This is a genomic window from Chromobacterium violaceum ATCC 12472, from assembly GCF_000007705.1.
In the GTDB taxonomy this organism is placed as follows: domain Bacteria; phylum Pseudomonadota; class Gammaproteobacteria; order Burkholderiales; family Chromobacteriaceae; genus Chromobacterium; species Chromobacterium violaceum.
This window is the reverse complement of record NC_005085.1, coordinates 3,771,548-3,786,509: the sequence shown is the minus strand read 5'-3', so window position 1 is coordinate 3,786,509 and position 14,962 is coordinate 3,771,548. Positions and strand designations below refer to the sequence as shown.

Annotated in this window: 15 protein-coding genes; 9 read left to right on the top strand and 6 right to left on the bottom strand. The window is 66.6% G+C overall.

The window, feature by feature from the left end; genetic code table 11:
- Positions 1 to 14: 14 nt before the first annotated feature.
- Both CV_RS17210 and CV_RS17205 read right to left on the bottom strand, forming a co-directional pair.
- On the bottom strand, positions 15 to 338 hold the full coding sequence (locus CV_RS17210) for a hypothetical protein (RefSeq protein WP_011137038.1): 324 nt from the start codon (positions 336 to 338) through the stop codon (positions 15 to 17).
- Positions 335 to 2,959, bottom strand: a complete 2,625-nt coding sequence (locus tag CV_RS17205) for a glycoside hydrolase family 15 protein (RefSeq protein WP_011137037.1) — start codon at positions 2,957 to 2,959, stop codon at positions 335 to 337. The genes CV_RS17210 and CV_RS17205 overlap by 4 nt, the downstream gene beginning before the upstream one ends.
- Positions 2,960 to 3,447: 488 nt before the next feature.
- On the opposite strand from CV_RS17205, the gene CV_RS17200 reads away from it, so the two are divergent.
- The 3 genes from CV_RS17200 (at position 3,448) to CV_RS17190 (ending at position 5,734) form a co-directional block, all read left to right on the top strand.
- The gene (locus CV_RS17200) at positions 3,448 to 3,876 is read left to right on the top strand and encodes a lytic polysaccharide monooxygenase (protein WP_227590098.1); all 429 of its coding nucleotides are present in this window, start codon (positions 3,448 to 3,450) and stop codon (positions 3,874 to 3,876) included.
- Positions 3,877 to 4,022: 146 nt separating this feature from the next.
- Positions 4,023 to 5,237, top strand: coding sequence for an NO-inducible flavohemoprotein (hmpA, locus tag CV_RS17195; protein ID WP_011137035.1), 1,215 nt, complete (start codon positions 4,023 to 4,025; stop codon positions 5,235 to 5,237).
- A 56-nt stretch (positions 5,238 to 5,293) separates the two neighbouring features.
- Positions 5,294 to 5,734, top strand: a complete 441-nt coding sequence (locus CV_RS17190; protein WP_011137034.1) for an RrF2 family transcriptional regulator — start codon at positions 5,294 to 5,296, stop codon at positions 5,732 to 5,734.
- Between the two features lie 63 nt (positions 5,735 to 5,797).
- On the opposite strand, the gene CV_RS17185 is transcribed toward CV_RS17190, so the two are convergent.
- A complete protein-coding gene (locus CV_RS17185) occupies positions 5,798 to 6,184 on the bottom strand; it encodes a VOC family protein (protein WP_011137033.1) in 387 nt (128 codons plus the stop codon).
- A gap of 113 nt (positions 6,185 to 6,297) precedes the next feature.
- On the opposite strand from CV_RS17185, the gene CV_RS17180 reads away from it, so the two are divergent.
- Positions 6,298 to 6,639, top strand: a complete 342-nt coding sequence (locus CV_RS17180) for a YnfA family protein (protein WP_011137032.1) — start codon at positions 6,298 to 6,300, stop codon at positions 6,637 to 6,639.
- A gap of 10 nt (positions 6,640 to 6,649) precedes the next feature.
- Here the strand turns inward: CV_RS17180 and CV_RS17175 are convergent, their stop codons facing one another.
- Complete coding sequence (locus CV_RS17175) at positions 6,650 to 7,105, bottom strand: DMT family transporter (RefSeq protein ID WP_043596586.1); 456 nt, start codon at positions 7,103 to 7,105, stop codon at positions 6,650 to 6,652.
- 2 nt (positions 7,106 to 7,107) lie between these two features.
- Positions 7,108 to 7,578 (bottom strand): DMT family transporter, encoded by a 471-nt coding sequence (locus CV_RS17170; protein WP_011137030.1) that lies wholly within the window; start codon positions 7,576 to 7,578, stop codon positions 7,108 to 7,110.
- A gap of 121 nt (positions 7,579 to 7,699) precedes the next feature.
- On the opposite strand from CV_RS17170, the gene CV_RS17165 reads away from it, so the two are divergent.
- A complete protein-coding gene (locus CV_RS17165; protein ID WP_011137029.1) occupies positions 7,700 to 8,647 on the top strand; it encodes a LysR family transcriptional regulator in 948 nt (315 codons plus the stop codon).
- On the top strand, positions 8,644 to 10,059 hold the full coding sequence (locus tag CV_RS17160; RefSeq protein ID WP_011137028.1) for a cryptochrome/photolyase family protein: 1,416 nt from the start codon (positions 8,644 to 8,646) through the stop codon (positions 10,057 to 10,059). The genes CV_RS17165 and CV_RS17160 overlap by 4 nt, the downstream gene beginning before the upstream one ends.
- On the opposite strand, the gene CV_RS17155 is transcribed toward CV_RS17160, so the two are convergent.
- On the bottom strand, positions 10,049 to 10,870 hold the full coding sequence (locus CV_RS17155; protein ID WP_011137027.1) for an AraC family transcriptional regulator: 822 nt from the start codon (positions 10,868 to 10,870) through the stop codon (positions 10,049 to 10,051). The two genes, CV_RS17160 and CV_RS17155, sit on opposite strands and share 11 nt — an antisense overlap.
- 96 nt (positions 10,871 to 10,966) lie before the next feature.
- On the opposite strand from CV_RS17155, the gene CV_RS17150 reads away from it, so the two are divergent.
- The 3 genes from CV_RS17150 (at position 10,967) to CV_RS17140 (ending at position 14,943) form a co-directional block, all read left to right on the top strand.
- Positions 10,967 to 11,863 (top strand): DMT family transporter, encoded by an 897-nt coding sequence (locus CV_RS17150; RefSeq protein WP_011137026.1) that lies wholly within the window; start codon positions 10,967 to 10,969, stop codon positions 11,861 to 11,863.
- 567 nt (positions 11,864 to 12,430) lie between these two features.
- Entirely contained in the window at positions 12,431 to 14,077 is a 1,647-nt protein-coding gene (locus tag CV_RS17145; protein ID WP_011137025.1) for an Nramp family divalent metal transporter, read from the top strand.
- A 137-nt stretch (positions 14,078 to 14,214) separates the two neighbouring features.
- Entirely contained in the window at positions 14,215 to 14,943 is a 729-nt protein-coding gene (locus tag CV_RS17140) for an MgtC/SapB family protein (RefSeq protein ID WP_011137024.1), read from the top strand.
- Positions 14,944 to 14,962: the final 19 nt, after the last annotated feature.

Sequence of the window (14,962 nt, the reverse complement as noted above, 5' to 3'; positions counted from 1 at the left end):
TGGCCGATTTCGCTTCAGGGGTCGGGCGGCCGGGGCAGAGGCTGCGCATCCGGGATGTCGGGCGCGCCGCGCTGGGCTTCCACCTTGTTCGTCACCGGCTCGGCTTGCGGACGCCAGCTGTCGCCGCCCTTTTTCACCGCAGGCAGCGCCGGCTGGGCGGGAGGCTGCCACGGTGTGGCCGGCGTGGCCCGGCGGACGATGGGCAGGACCGGCGGCGCGGCGGCAGGCTCGGCGATGGCCGGCGGAGGCGGCGAGCCCGCCGGCCAAAACCGCCAGGCCGCGCCGCCGGCCGCCGCCCCGATCAGCAGGACGGCGGGCCAGAGGCGGCGCCGGCTCACCAGTTCACCTGATCATTCAGGCTGAGGCTGCCGCTGGCGGGTGTCTGCAGACTGCGGTTGCCGGCCAGGTTTTCCCAGCTCACGCTGCCGTCGGCGTTCTTGCGGTAATACTTGTAGGCGATTTGCTGGCCGGCCGGCAGGTTGGCGCCGTTTTTCCACGACGGATAGGCGGCCGCGTCCAGCGGGATGCCGAGGTCGGTGTTCCAGTTGCCCAGCGCGCGGGCGTTGCCGGTGACATAGACTTGCTGGCCCCATTGGGTGGTAGCGCTGGCGTTGATGGCCACCGCCACCTCGCCGGACTTGGGCGCGGCGCGGCAGTTGTTGTAGCGCGCGCAGACCACCTGCGGGATGTCGACCACCCGGCCGGCGCCGATCGAGGCCAGCAGGCTGATGTATTCGCCCATCGCCCAGTTCAACGGTCCCATCGACTTGGTGGCGCTGCCTGGCCGGTAGCCGGCCGGCGTGGTCACGGCCCAGCCGTCCGGCAGCGTCGCGCTGTTGGACCACACTTGTTCCGGCAACATGCCTTCCGGCGTGGCCAGCAGCTTCAGCGTGGCGAAATAGGGCTGGCCGGCGCTGCCAGCGCCCTGGCGGGCGATCTCGTACATGCCGCGCTCGGCGGTGAAGATCGGCCACAGCCGGCCCGCGCCCGTGCCGTCGAAGTCGCGGCCGTCGTTATGCTCGCCGTAGCCGTCGAAATTGTAGCGGAACCAGGCGTTGGCCGGCAGCGCAGGCGCGCCGGGCAGCGCCAGGTTCTGGCCCAGCACGCTGTCGAACACGGCCATGGTGTTGACGATGGTGGGGTCGTCGGCGCGCTTGACGCCCATCCGCACCAGTTCCAGGAAGCCGCCGTCGACGACGCGGCGGGCGTCGTGGCTGCCGCCGCCGTTCTTGACCGTCAGCGTTTGCGGCGTGTCCGGCCCCGCCGCCGGATTGAAGCTGGCGCGGTCGGCGCCGCTTCCGGAGCGGTTGGCCGGGTTGATCCGGACATAGTAGCTGCCGTTGCCGAAGCTGCCGCTGGTGGTGTAGGTCCAGGTTGCGACGTTTTGCTGCCAGTAGTCGGCGGCGGACAGGTAGCGGCCGGCGCTGGCGTCGTCGCCGTTGGCGCGGGCGATGTCGGCGGCGGCCACCAGTCCGGCGATTTCGGCGGCGATGGTGGACGGCGAGTAGCCGGCATTCTCCTCCCAGCGCTCCTGGTAGCTCCATGGCCCGGTGGCGACGATGTAGTCGGCGGTCTGCTTGATCTTGGGCCACAGCGGATTGGACACCGCCGGCCCCAGACGCCAGGCCAGCAGGATGGGCATCGCCTGCTCGTCCATTTGCGTGCCCTGCCAGTACGGCCAGCCGCTGATCCAGGCGTTTTGCGGGAAGCGGCCGACGCGGCTGTAGCCGGCGGCGCAGCCGGGCGCGTTGTATTCCGCCGCGCCGCAATCGCTGGTTTGCTGCAGCGTGTTGAACAGGTAGTTCACCACCGAGGCGGCGGTGGCGGCGTCGCCGGCGGTGTAGAGGGCGTTGGCGAACTTGAATAGGTCGCGCGGCCACACCAGGTGGTAGCCGCCCTGGTTGGTGTCGCCCTGGGTCTCGCCCCACGGCGTGCCGATGCCGGCGATCATCGCGCCGTTGCTCTTGTCCTGCATGGTTTTCAGCGTCATCGCCGCCAGGTAGTAGCGGTCATCCGCCAGGCCGCCCTGGTTGGACAGGCCGGCGGCGTAGGCGTGCCAGGCGTTGTCGTACTGCTGCTGCGCGGCGGAAAGGTCGCTGCCGAGGGCCGCGGCCGCGGCGTTGACGGCGTCGCCCTGATTCTTGCCGAAGGCCAGCACCATGTCGAAAGACACGCTGGTCGCGGTTGGATCGCCCAGGTCCAGCCAGCCGGTTTGGGCGACGTTGCCGTTGGTGGCCGAGCCGTAGGTCCAGTTCATCGTGTTGTCGCCGCTGCCTATCAGGTCGGTCCAGCCGTCGCTCTGGCCGACGAAGCCGCTGGACAGCATGGCCTGGCCGTTGACGGTCTTCCACGGCAGGCTGGCCATCAGCGCCGACGCGCGGCTATTGCGGCTGGCCGCCAGCGCGTAGCCGCCGGCAACGGCCACGGTCTGCGCGCTGTTGCCGCTGCCCGAATTGTCCAGATAGGGCTTGAACAGCGCGTACAGATTGAAGTCGCCGACCGTATGGCCGTTCAGCGCGGTGAAGGTGACGCGCTGCACCAGCGCGTCGCGGTTGGGATCGGCGAAGATGCGCTTGCTGATTTGCCAGTTGTGGCCGGCGTTGCCGGTGCTGGCGACCCAGCTCATCGTGCGCTTGTCGCTCTGGCTGGCGGAGTAGGCCTGGCGTTTCTCCTCGTCGACGAAGGTGCGGCCGGCGTCGCCGACCAGGAATTGCAGATCCACCGATTCTGGCGTGTCCAGCAGCGGGTAGTACACCTCGGACACGATGCCGCGGTAGCCGGTGAAGTAGACGCGGGAAGGGCTGTTGACCGCGGTGCCGACGAAGGACTTGGCTGCCGGGCCGCGCACCGGCGCGCCGCCGGGCGAGCCGAATGCCTCCCCAGCCTGGACGGCGGGCGCAAACAGGGCGGCGATCAGGGCGCCCAGCAGGGCGGGGCGGATCAGGGACGGGTGTTTCATGATGATTGTCTCCTCTTTCAAGGGGTTGCGTTGATCAAGCTTTTTCGCTTGATGTCATTGTAATTTTGCTACGCAATATACCAAATAAATGCCGACGCCACGGCATCCGTCGCATGGGCGCGCGAACGTACAGGCCGGGCGGAAAGGCAAGGGCGGGCAGGCTGTTGGGATAGACATCGGTTGAGGAGGGCGGTCTGCCGTCCCAAAGGATGGGGCGACGCGGGCGGTGCGGCGCTTGCGCTGCGAACAGCCGGACGATCTGTCCGGTTTTCCAATCCATACAGGAGATGCAATGAGTTAGACCAAGGTGTGGTCCCAGTTCGTCGCCCAGCCTCGCCATGGCCAGATCTTCGAGCCCGCTTCGCGCGGCCGGCTGTGCGTGGACGGGTCAACGCGCAATGCCCGTTGCAGGGCTGGCAGGTCAACGGCCTGGAGAGCGGCAAGTTCTTCCCGGCGCGGGAGGCCCGCCTGCTCGACCCGCTGGCGCCATCCGACGCCGTCAATGCCAGGCCGCCGGCAGGATAGCCAGCGCCGGGCAAGCGCATTCGGCGGTGCTGGACGAGCAGAGCGCTGTCCGCTGGCACAAGCCTCCAGTCAAATCCGGCCAGATGCTGGAACTCGAGTGGAGCTATCACGCCAGCCACCTGACCCGCCGCTGGAATGACTTCGTCACCCAGGCGTGCTGGGATCCAAACCGGCCGCTGGCGCGCGACCAGTTCGAGTCCGAGCCGTTTTACAAGGCCGAGCTGACCGCACAGCCGTTCTGGGAACACCAGGCCGAGCTGACGCCGCCGCAACAGACCATCCACCAGGTCCGCCTGTCGGAGCGCCGCGGCTATCACGTGGTGCTGGCGGCATGGGAAGTGGCCGACACCGGCAATGCCTTCTATCAGGTGATCGATTTCAATTTCTCGTGACGCGCGCGCGCGGTGTTGCCGCTGTAGTTTTGTGACACAGATCAAATAAACATGTATTATTTGAACATCTTTTAAGAATCCCCGGTCGGTAGGGGATTTTTTTCCGGCAATAAAGATGTATTTTTTAAATATCTTAAGGAGTTGGTATGCTGAGCGAACAAACCCGATCCCTGGTCAAGGCCACCGTCCCGGTGCTGCAGCAGCACGGCGTGGCGCTGACCAGCCATTTCTACCGCCGCATGTTCGAGCACAATCCGGAACTGAAAAACGTGTTCAACCAGGGGCACCAGCATTCCGGCCAGCAGCAGCAGGCGCTGGCGATGGCGGTGCTGGCCTATGCCCGGCACATCGACGACCCGTCGCCGCTGCTGCCGGTGCTGACCCGCGTCGCGCACAAGCACGTCAGCCTGGGCATACGCGCCGAGCACTACCCGATTGTCGGCAAGCACTTGCTGGCGTCGATCCGCGAGTTGCTGGGCGAGGCGGCCGGCGACGATCTGATCCAGGCCTGGGCCGAGGCCTACGGTTTGCTGGCGGATACGCTGATCGGCATCGAAAACGGCATGTACGGCGACGCCACCAGCGCCGACGGCGGCTGGAGCGGCTGGCGGCCGTTCCGCGTGGCGAAGAAGGAAATCGAGAGCGAGGAGATCGCGTCGTTTTACCTGGAGCCCAGCGACGGCGGCGCGCTGCCGGCGTTCAAGCCCGGCCAGTACGTGTCGGTGAAGCGCTTCGTCGCCGAGTGGGGGCTGAGCCAGCCGCGCCAGTACAGCCTGTCCGACGCGCCCAACGGCGAATACCTGCGCATCTCGGTCAAGCGCGAAGACGCGGCGCAGGGCAAGCCGGCGGGGCGAGTATCCAATCTGTTGCACCGCGAGGTGCAGGTCGGCGATGTGCTGGAGCTGAGCGCGCCGCAGGGCGATTTCTTCCTGCATGAGGAACGCGACGGTCCGGCGGTGCTGATCAGCGCCGGCGTCGGCCAGACGCCGATGCAGGCGATGCTGGGCCAGTTGCTCAAGCGCGGCGGCCGCGAAGTGCGCTTCCTGCACGCGGCCCGTCACGGCGGCGCGCATGCGATGGGCGCCAAAGTGCGCCAGCTGGCCGATCGCCATCCGCAACTGAAGGTCCACGTTTGCTACGAGACGCCGCGCGCGCAGGATGCGATCGGCGTCGACTACCAGGCTGCGGGGCGGCTGAACCTGGCGGATGTGAAGGGCATCGCGCTGTTGCCGGACGCCGACTACTATCTGTGCGGCCCGCTGGGCTTCATGCGCGCGCAGCGCGACAGCCTGCGCGGCCTGGGCGTGGCCGCCGACCGCATCCATTACGAAGTGTTCGGCTCCCATCCCGGCGACGATTGAGGCCGCCGGCCAGACGCGGTATGCTGCCGCCGATTCCCTGCACTGATTAGAGCGCCATGCAACTGACCCGATTCACCGACCTAGGCCTGCGCGTGCTGATGTACCTGACCGGGCAGCAGCCCGGCCAGTTGGCCACCATTCCGGAAATCGCCGAGCGCTTCGAGGTGTCGCGCAATCATCTGGTCAAGGTGGTGCATTTCATGGCGCAGCAGGGCTGGCTGGTCACTTCTCGGGGCAAGGGCGGCGGCATGACGCTGGCGCGGCCGCCCGAGCATTACCGGCTGGGCGAGGTGGTGAGGATGCTGGAGGGCAAGCCGCAGTTGATAGACTGCGTGGAGCCGCCGTGCGCGCTGAGCCGCGGCTGCTTGCTGAAAGGCGCGCTGGACGAGGCGCTGGCGGCCTTTTTCCTGTCGCTGGACGGTTATACGCTGCGCGACATCGTCGCCAGTCCTACCGGCGACGCCATCATCCGTTTGCACCGCTCGAGCCGCGGATAGCACCCTGATCCTGCGTTGCGCCCCTTTGCCGTATGATGTGTCCTGTCCGAGCCGAGTCGGTGCTTAGGCTGTTGGCGGGCCTTTCAGCTCGATGCCGTTGCCGTCCGGGTCGCACAGGTAGATCGACGGGCCGGAGCCTTCCGCGCCGAAACGCTGTTTGGCCGGCTCGACGACGATGCCCAGCCCGGCGAGGTGGGCGCGGATCGCGTCCTCGTCGAACGGCTCCACCCGCAGGCAGAAGTGGTCGACATTGGCCCCTGGTGCCTCTCTTTCTGTCGCGGGCACCAGATCTATCAGCGCGCTGCCTGCATCCAGGTGCACCAATCCCAGTTTTTCCTGTCTCTTCACCACCCGGCAACCCAGGGTTTCCAGATAGAAACGTTCGGAGCGGGCGGGATCGGCGACGCGCAGCACGATGTGATCGATTCCCAGGATGCGGAACGGACGCATGGCATTTTCCTGTCGGTGGTTGATGTTGATATGCTATTTAAATTTAATGTTAATGTTAAATTGCTATTTTTCATGGCGCCGATAGCGTCGCAGCGCGCGGCTGGGGAGGAAGCATGGAATGGCTGACCGGCCTGCCGCGCGTGGCGGGCCTGTTCGTATTGACCGCATTGGCCGAGATCGTCGGCTGCTATCTGCCGTGGCTGGTGTTGCGCGAGGGGCGGTCCTTGTGGCTGCTGGCCCCCACGACGCTGGCGTTGGCGCTGTTCGCCTGGCTGCTGACCCTGCATCCGGCAGCCGCGGGCCGCACGTATGCCGCTTATGGCGGCGTTTACGTGACGGTGGCGATCGCTTGGCTGTGGCTGGTGGACGGCGTGCGGCCGGACCGTTGGGACGCCCTGGGTTGCGCGCTGGCGCTGGCCGGGATGGCGGTGATCATGCTGGCACCGCGCAGCTAGCCGGCAAGGGTCAAGACGATGCGCTAACCTCCGCCGTCGGTTTGGCGGGGCCGCGCTTGGAGAGGTACAGCCCCAGGGCGATCAGCCCGATGCCCGCCAGTTGGGCCTGCGCGGATTTGCCGCCATTGCCCGCAAGCCGATCGATCAGCACGCCGGACAGCATCTGGCCGGCGATCACCAGCAACGCGGTTTTCATCGTGCCCAGCCGCGGCAGGGCGAAGCCATTGAGGGCGACGAAAGCCGCGCCGATGACGCCGCCGCACCAGGCGCTCCAGGGGGCGTCCAGGGGCAGGCGAAACGCCGCAGCGCCGCTGGCCAGCAACAGGCTCAAAAACAGAAAGCCGCCGAGGTGGTTCCAGAACGAGGCGGCCAGGGCGCCGTCATGTTGCGCCAGCTTGCCGTTGATGGAGCGGCTGCCGCCTATGCACAGCCCGTTGGCGATGGCCAAAGTCATGAAAAACAGCATGGTCAGGCTCCGAAAATCAGGACCGCGCAGCCGGAGAGCACCAGCGGCAGCGCCAAGGCGTCGTTCAGGCGAAGCGGCCGGCGCGGCATGCCGAACAGGCCGAAGCGGTCGGACAGCAGGCCGAACAGCATTTGTCCGGCCATGCCCAGCGCGAGGGTGCCGGACATCGCCAGCGGGCTGTTGACGGTGATGGCCGCCAGCGCCACCACCAGCGCGCCGGGCACGCCGCCCAGATAGGCCCAGCGCGGCGGGCGGTCGATGCCGGGGCGCGCGCGCCGCTGGGTCTTCCACAGCAGCAGCGCGGCCAGCATGCCTATCGCGTGGGCCAGCCATGACGCGGTCAGCGGATTGCCGTATGCGGCCAGCCGGCTGTTGCAATGGATCATCAGCGCGAGCAGCGCGCCGGCCAGCAGCGCCAGCGCGCTCAGCCCGTACTTCGTGAGCGGCTGTGCGGCGGAATGATGGGTATGCATGGAAATCCTTTAGGTCTTGAATGAACACGGCGAGGCCGGATGTCAGAACTGTACATTGTGTCTTTCTGGCTGATAATCTGTATTTTTGGAAACTGATTGCGGATGGAAAGTGGACAATAAGATGGAGCATTTCGCCGCGATACCGATATTCGTCGCCGTGGTCGAGGCCGGCAGTTTCTCTGCCGCCGCCGAACGGCTGGGGCTGACCAAATCCGCGGTCAGCAAGCGGGTGCAACAATTGGAGGCGGGCTTGAACGTGAGGCTGCTGCAGCGGACCACCCGCAGTCTGAGCCTGACCGAGGCCGGCGAGCGCTATTACGACCGCGCCCGCGGCGCGCTCGCGCTGGCCCGCGAGGCGGAGGAGGTGGCGGCCGGGCTGCAGGGCCGGCCGCAGGGTTTGCTGCGGGTTGCCGCGCCGATGGCTTTCGGCCGGCTGCACCTGTCGCCGCTGGCGGCGGAGTTCCTGCGCCGCTATCCGGACATCCAGCTGGACTTGGCGATGGACGACAGGATGGTAGACCTGGTGGAGGGCGGCTACGACCTGGCGGTGCGGATCGGCAATCTGCCGGACAACCGCATGGTGGCGCGCCGCCTCGCCCCGTGCCGGGTAGCGGTGTGCGCGTCGCCGGACTACCTGGCGGCGCATGGAAGGCCGGCGCATCCATCCGAGCTGGCGCGGCACAACTGCATCCATTATTCATACTATCGCGGCGGCGCTTACTGGACTTTCCAGGGGCCGGACGGCGAGATCCGCGTGCAGCCTCGCGGCAATTACCAGGTCAACAACAGCGAGGCGCGGCGCGACGCGCTGCTGGCCGGCCTGGGCATCTGTGAAATGCCCACCTTCATCGTCGGGCCGGACTTGGCCGCCGGCCGGCTGGAAGCGGTGCTGACCGATTACCCGCTGCCGCCGCACGCTATCCACGTGGTGTTCCCGCAACGGCGGCTGCCGGCCAAGGCTCGGGCCTTCATCGACTTCCTTGACGAAAAACTGGGCGGCGACAGGCCGTTGTGGGATAGCGACCTGCCCCCATCTGTGCTGTCATCTCAATATGGGGAGCGCCCATGAGCAAACGTTATCGGACGGCCTTGGTCTGGCTGCGCCGCGACCTGCGGCTGGACGACCACGCCGCTTTTTACCATGCGCTGAAGCACAGCGAGGCCGTGCTGCCGGTGTTCGTGTTCGATGCCTCGATACTCGCGGCCTTGCCGCGCGACGACCGGCGCGTGGATTTCATCTGGCAGAGCGCGGCGGCGCTGAAGGCCGAGCTGAACCAGCTGGGCGGCGACCTGCTGATCCGCCATGGCCTGCCGCAACACGAGATACCGCGGCTGGCGGCGGAATTGGGCGCCGAGGCGGTATTCTGCAACCGCGACTACGAGCCGGCCGCCCGCGCGCGCGACGCCGAGGTGGCGCAACGGCTGGCCGAACAGGGCGTCGCCTTCCGCGACAGCAAAGACCAGGTGATTTTCGAGACCGACGAAGTCTTGACCGGGGCCGGCAAACCGTTCTCGGTGTTCACGCCGTACAAGAACGCCTGGTTGAAGAAACTGACGCCGTTCCACCTGCAGGCCTACCCGGTGCGGCGCTATCTGGACGCGCTGATGCCGCGTGAACCGCAATCCATGCCCAGCCTGGCCGATATCGGTTTCCTGCCCAGCGATCTGGCCTCGCTGCCGGTCAAGGCCGGCGCGGCCGGGGCCGAGGCGCTGTTCGCCGACTTCGCCGGCCGCATCGAGCGCTACAAGGCGCAGCGCGACTTTCCCGGCGTCAAGGGCGTGTCCTATCTCAGCGTCCACCTGCGCTTCGGCACTCTCTCCATCCGCCGGCTGGCCGCCTACGCCTGGCATGACGGCGGCGAAGGCGCGATGACCTGGCTGAGCGAGCTGATCTGGCGCGACTTCTACCAGCAGGTGCTGTGGCACCGGCCCGATGCGGCGAAGCACGCGTTCAAGCCGGAGTACGACGCGTTGCCGTTTCCCAACGATCCGGAATGGTTCGACGCCTGGCGCGAAGGCCGCACCGGCTACCCGCTGGTGGACGCGGCGATGCGTCAGCTCAATCGCAGCGGCTACATGCACAACCGCTTGCGCATGGTGGCGGCCAGCTTCCTGGTCAAGGATCTGCTGATCGACTGGCGCTGGGGGGAGCAGTACTTTGCCGAGAAACTGCTGGACTTCGACCTGGCGGCCAACAACGGCGGCTGGCAGTGGGCGGCCAGCACCGGTTGCGACGCCCAGCCTTATTTCCGCATCTTCAATCCGGTCAGCCAGAGCGAGAAGTTCGACCCCGACGGCCGCTTCATCCGCCGTTACGTGCCGGAGCTGGCGGCGCTGCCGGACAAGCTGATCCACGCGCCGTGGCAGGCCAAGCCGGAACAACTGATGTCAGCCGGCGTGCGGCTGGGACGCGACTATCCGCATCCCATCGTCGACCACGCGGTTCAGCGCGAGCTGGCGCTGGCGCTGTTCAAGCGCTGAATTCGTCGGGCCAGCCGCCGCTTTCCAGCAGTTGGCGGCGGTAGCGTTCCGGCGAGTCGCCCAGATGTTTCTGGAACATGGCGATGAAGGCCGATGGCGTCGCGTAGCCCAGCCGAGCGGAGATGGCCTGCACGCTGTCGCCCTGCTTGAGCCCGGACAAGGCTTCCAGCAGCCGCGCCCGGTTGCGCCATTGACCGAAGCTCATGCCCAGCTCGCGCTGGAACAGCCGCGCCAGCGTGCGCTCGGTGCTGAACACCCGTTCCGCCCAGGCTTTCAGCGGCGTGGTGTCGGCCGGGTCCTGGCGTATGGCGTCCAGTATCGGCTGCAGCAACCGCTGCCGGCTGTCGGGCAGGTAGCTGGCCTCGCGTCCGGATTGCAGGATGCGCCGGCATAGCAGCTCGGCCTGGCGGATGTCCCAGGGATCGGTCGGCGTCGTGATCTGGCGCTGGCCGAAGTCGTCCAGCAGCGCGCGCACCAGCGGCGTCTGCTCCAGCAGACAGGTCGACAGCGGCAGCCGCGCGGCCACCTCGTCGCCGACGTAGATCGAGGTGTAATGCATCGCCTGGTGGATGTAGGCCGCGTGCGGCTCCGCCGGCGGCGTCCACAGCAGGTATTGCGCGGTGGCCACCACCCGCCTGTCGTCCAGCAGCAGCTCCATCATGCCCAGGTTGATGCGGCTCAGCTGTCCCCAACGATGGCGATGGCGGGCGAACTCGCTTTTCGGCGTGAAGCGGTGGAAGCGGAAGATCAGCGGCGCCGGCTCCGGCAGGCCCTGGTCGCCGGCGAAATAGTCGTTTTCCGAGCCGTCCATATTGTCCGGTTTGCCTCAGTGATTTGTCCGTTTTGCATTATATCGTCCATAACAGACGGTTCTACAATAGACCGGATAGAGTCTAAGGAGGCTGTGATGGCCATGCTGTTTCCTCTGCTGGCGGTGCTGATCTGGGCCGCCAACACCATCGTTTCCAAGGCCGCCGCCCAAGTGCTGGACCCGGCGGCGATCTCGATTTACCGCTGGCTGCTGGCGGCGCTGGTGCTGACGCCGTTCTGCCTGCCCGTTTTGCGCCGCCGGATGGGCGAGCTGAAGCCCTGGCTGGGCAAGCTGCTGGTTCTGGCGATGCTGGGCATGGTGATGTTCCAGTGCCTGGCCTATTACGCGGCGCACAGCACCAGCGCCACCAATATGGGCGTGATCACCGCGCTGGTGCCGCTGCTGGGCTTGCTGCTCAATGCGGCGGTTTTCCGGCAGAAAGTGGCGGCGCTGGCCTGGCTGGGCGTGGCGGTGTCGCTGTCCGGCGTGGTTTACCTGCTGGGCAAGGGCGACCCCGCCAGCCTGCTGGCCAACGGCGTCAACACCGGCGACGCGCTGATCCTGGCCGGCGCCGCGTCCTACGCGCTGTACGGCATCCTGCTGCGGCGCTGGGCGCCGCCGTTCGGCGCCTGGCTCAATCTCTATCTGCAGGCCAGCCTGGCGGTATTGCTGCTGTTGCCGCTGACGCTGACCGCGCAGAGCATGGCCATTCCGGCCAAGGGCATCGGCCTGGTGCTGTTCGCCGGCATCGGCTCTTCTCTGGTGGCCGCCTATTTCTGGATGCGCGGCATCCAGAAGCTGGGCAGCGAGCGCACCGCCATCTTCATGAACCTGCTGCCGCTGTTCACCGCGCTGCTGGCCAGCGCGCTACTGGGCGAAACCATCCACCATTACCACTGGCTGGGCGGCGGGCTGATCCTGCTGGGCGTGGCGCTGGGCCAGGGCCTGCTGCGGCTGGGCGGCGCGAAGCGGCCGGCTTTTGTAAATAAATAACACAATCCATTAACAAAAATTTACCTGGCCGGCGTGGCGTTTTATTGCGCCTATCACGCGAGAGCGAAGGCAAATCCGCGCGCCGGATCGATAGCCGGCCATGCCGTGGCAGATAGCTGCGCATGGCCGTGTTGCGGCGCGAAAATGCGGCGTCATCGGGGTGTTGACGTTGATTTCGCGCCGGGATTACCATCGCCGCGTTTTCATAACTGGGGGCTGATGCCTTGGAAAGTTGCAGTAGTAGTTGGTTATCCACCGGGTCGCGCTGACCGGCAAAGGCATCGTCACCATTTCATTGGCCGCTGTCCCGCCGCGAGGCCAGACAGTGCGCATCCCAAGGCTCGGCCGTTCCGCCGCAGCCGCGTGCTTACCCCAATACCGTTACTGCTGATGACCGCGTACCGAACTCTGTCGGACGCCTAAATCAGGTTTGCGCATGCGCGCGTTTGCATCCGCCCGGCGTTCATCCGTCCGGCAGACGCCGCCGCGTCCATGCCCGCATGCCTTCGTTTGCTTGAAAAACGACGGGCGGTCCCCGCTTGCGCCGCCCGTTCGGAGACGATGACAATGACGAATAACGTCAAGAACGAAGCTGTACTCGACAGCGCCCACGTCGGAGACATCCGCGGCGCATTCGGCACCATCCGCCACGGCGACGTGGCCGCGCGCAACGGCCTCTGGCAGCGGCTGCGCACGCTGCTGGCCATCCTGGGTCCCGGCCTGATCGTGATGGTCGGCGACAACGACGCCGGCGCCTTCAGCACCTACGCCCAGGCCGGCCAGAACTATGGCACCTCGCTGCTGTGGACGCTGATCCTGCTGATCCCGGTGCTGTACGTGAACCAGGAAATGGTGCTGCGCCTGGGCGCGGTCACCGGCGTCGGCCATGCCCGGCTGATCCTGGAGCGGTTCGGCAAATTCTGGGGCGCTTTCAGCGCCATCGACCTGTTCCTGCTGAACGCGCTGACCATCGTCACCGAATTCATCGGCATCACGCTGGGCCTGCAATACCTGGGGCTGCCCAAGGCATGGGGCGTGATCGCCGCCGCCGGCCTGGTGATGGCCGCTGCCGGCACCGGCGACTTTCGCCGCTTCGAGCGCTTTTCGCTGATCCTGGTGGTGTTCAGCCTGCTGTTGGTGCCGGTGTTCATGATGGTGCATCCGCCGATGTCCCAGATCGGCCACGACCTGTTCGTGCCCGGCATGCCGGCCGGCGGCAAGCTGTCCGACGTGATGCTGCTGATCATCGGCATCGTCGGCACCACGGTGGCGCCGTGGCAGCTGTTCTTCCAGCAAAGCTACGTGATAGACAAGCGCATCACGCCGCGCTTCATCAAGTACGAGCGCGCCGACCTGTGGCTGGGCATCGTGCTGGTGCTGATCGGCGCCGTCGCCATCATCGGCATGGCCGCCGCGCTGTTCGCCGGCAAGCCGGAATTCGGCAATTTCCAGGACGCCGGCGCGGTCGCCGCCGGCCTGGGGAAATACCACAGCCATCTGGCAGGCGTGCTGTTCGCGGTCGCGCTGATCGACGCCAGCCTGATCGGCGCCAGCGCGGTGTCGCTGTCCACCGCCTACGCGCTGGCCGACGTGCTGAACATGAAGCATTCGCTGCACCGCAAACCGTCCGACGCCCGCGCCTTCTACCTGGTGTATTTCCTGCTGATCGCCGGCGCCGCGTCCCTGGTGCTGATCCCGGGCGTGCCGCTGGGCCTGCTGACCAACGCGGTGCAGACGCTGGCCGGCGTGCTGCTGCCGTCCGCCTCGGTGTTCCTGCTGCTGCTGTGCAATGACAAGGATGTGCTGGGCCCGTGGGTGAACGGCCGCTGGACCAATCTGTTCACCGGCCTGGTGGCGGCGGTGCTGGTGCTGTTGTCGGTGATCCTGACCGCCTCGGTGCTGTGGCCGGACATTTCCAGCCAGACCATCGTCAACGTGCTGGTCGGCGGCGGCATCGTCGGCGGCATCGTGGTGATCGCCGCGCATGTCGTCAAGCTGCGCCGCGACGCCGAAACCGGCGCCGACCTGCAGGAGGAGGCCAAGCCCAGCAAGCTGTACATGCAGACCTGGCGCATGCCGCCGCTGGCCCAGCTGAAGCCGATGGCGCTGTCGCGCAGCAACCGCATGTGGATGGCCGTGCTGCGCGGCTATCTGGTGGTGGCTGTCATCATGGTGGTGTACAAGGTGACGCAGGTCGCCTTGCTCGGCCAGTAAGCGGCGGGTTAAGGTGGGGCCGGTGCCGCGCAAGGCGTGGCGCCGGCTTTTGCCATATTAGGGACCGGTGCATGGTGGCTTTCGCGGAAAACCACCATGCATGTTCCTTATAAGAAACCGGATAACAAGGAGGACGCATGCATTACAACCTGCACAATATGTTCGAGCTGGATTGGTTCGGCCTGCTGCATTCGCTGATCTGCCTGGCGATGGCCTTCGCCTGCGGCACCGTGATCGGGCTGGAGCGGCAGTACCGCCAGCGCACCGCCGGCTTGCGCACCAACGCCCTGGTGGCGGTGAGCGCGGCGGCCTTCGTCAATATGGCCTTGCAGCTGGACGGCTCAGGCAGCGCGTCGCGGGTGGTGGCTTACGTGGTGTCCGGCGTGGGTTTTCTCGGTGCCGGCACCATCATGAAGGAGGGCTTGAACGTGCGCGGCCTGAACACCGCCGCCACGCTGTGGGGCTCGGCGGCCACCGGCGCCTGCGCCGGCGCCGGCATGCTGGGCCAGGCCATCCTGACCACCGTGTTCGTGCTGGCGGTGAACACGCTGCTGCGGCCGGTGGTCAACTCCATCAACCGCCGCCCGATAGACGACGACGCCAGCGAAGTCACTTACCAGCTGTGCGTGATCGCCACCCGCGAGGAGCAGAAGCAGGCGCTGGCCCAGGTGGGGCAATTGCTGGAGAAGGCCAATTACCCGGTGGGGGATCTGGATGTCGAGGCCTTCGGCGACGACGAGGTGGAGATGACCGCCACGCTGCTGGCCACCTCGGTGGATTCGGACGAACTGGACCGCATCGCCGCCGAGCTGGCGGCCAAGCCCTATATCAGCCAGGCATACTGGAACACCAGCACCAGCGAGTGAGCGCAAGTCTTTCCGGCAT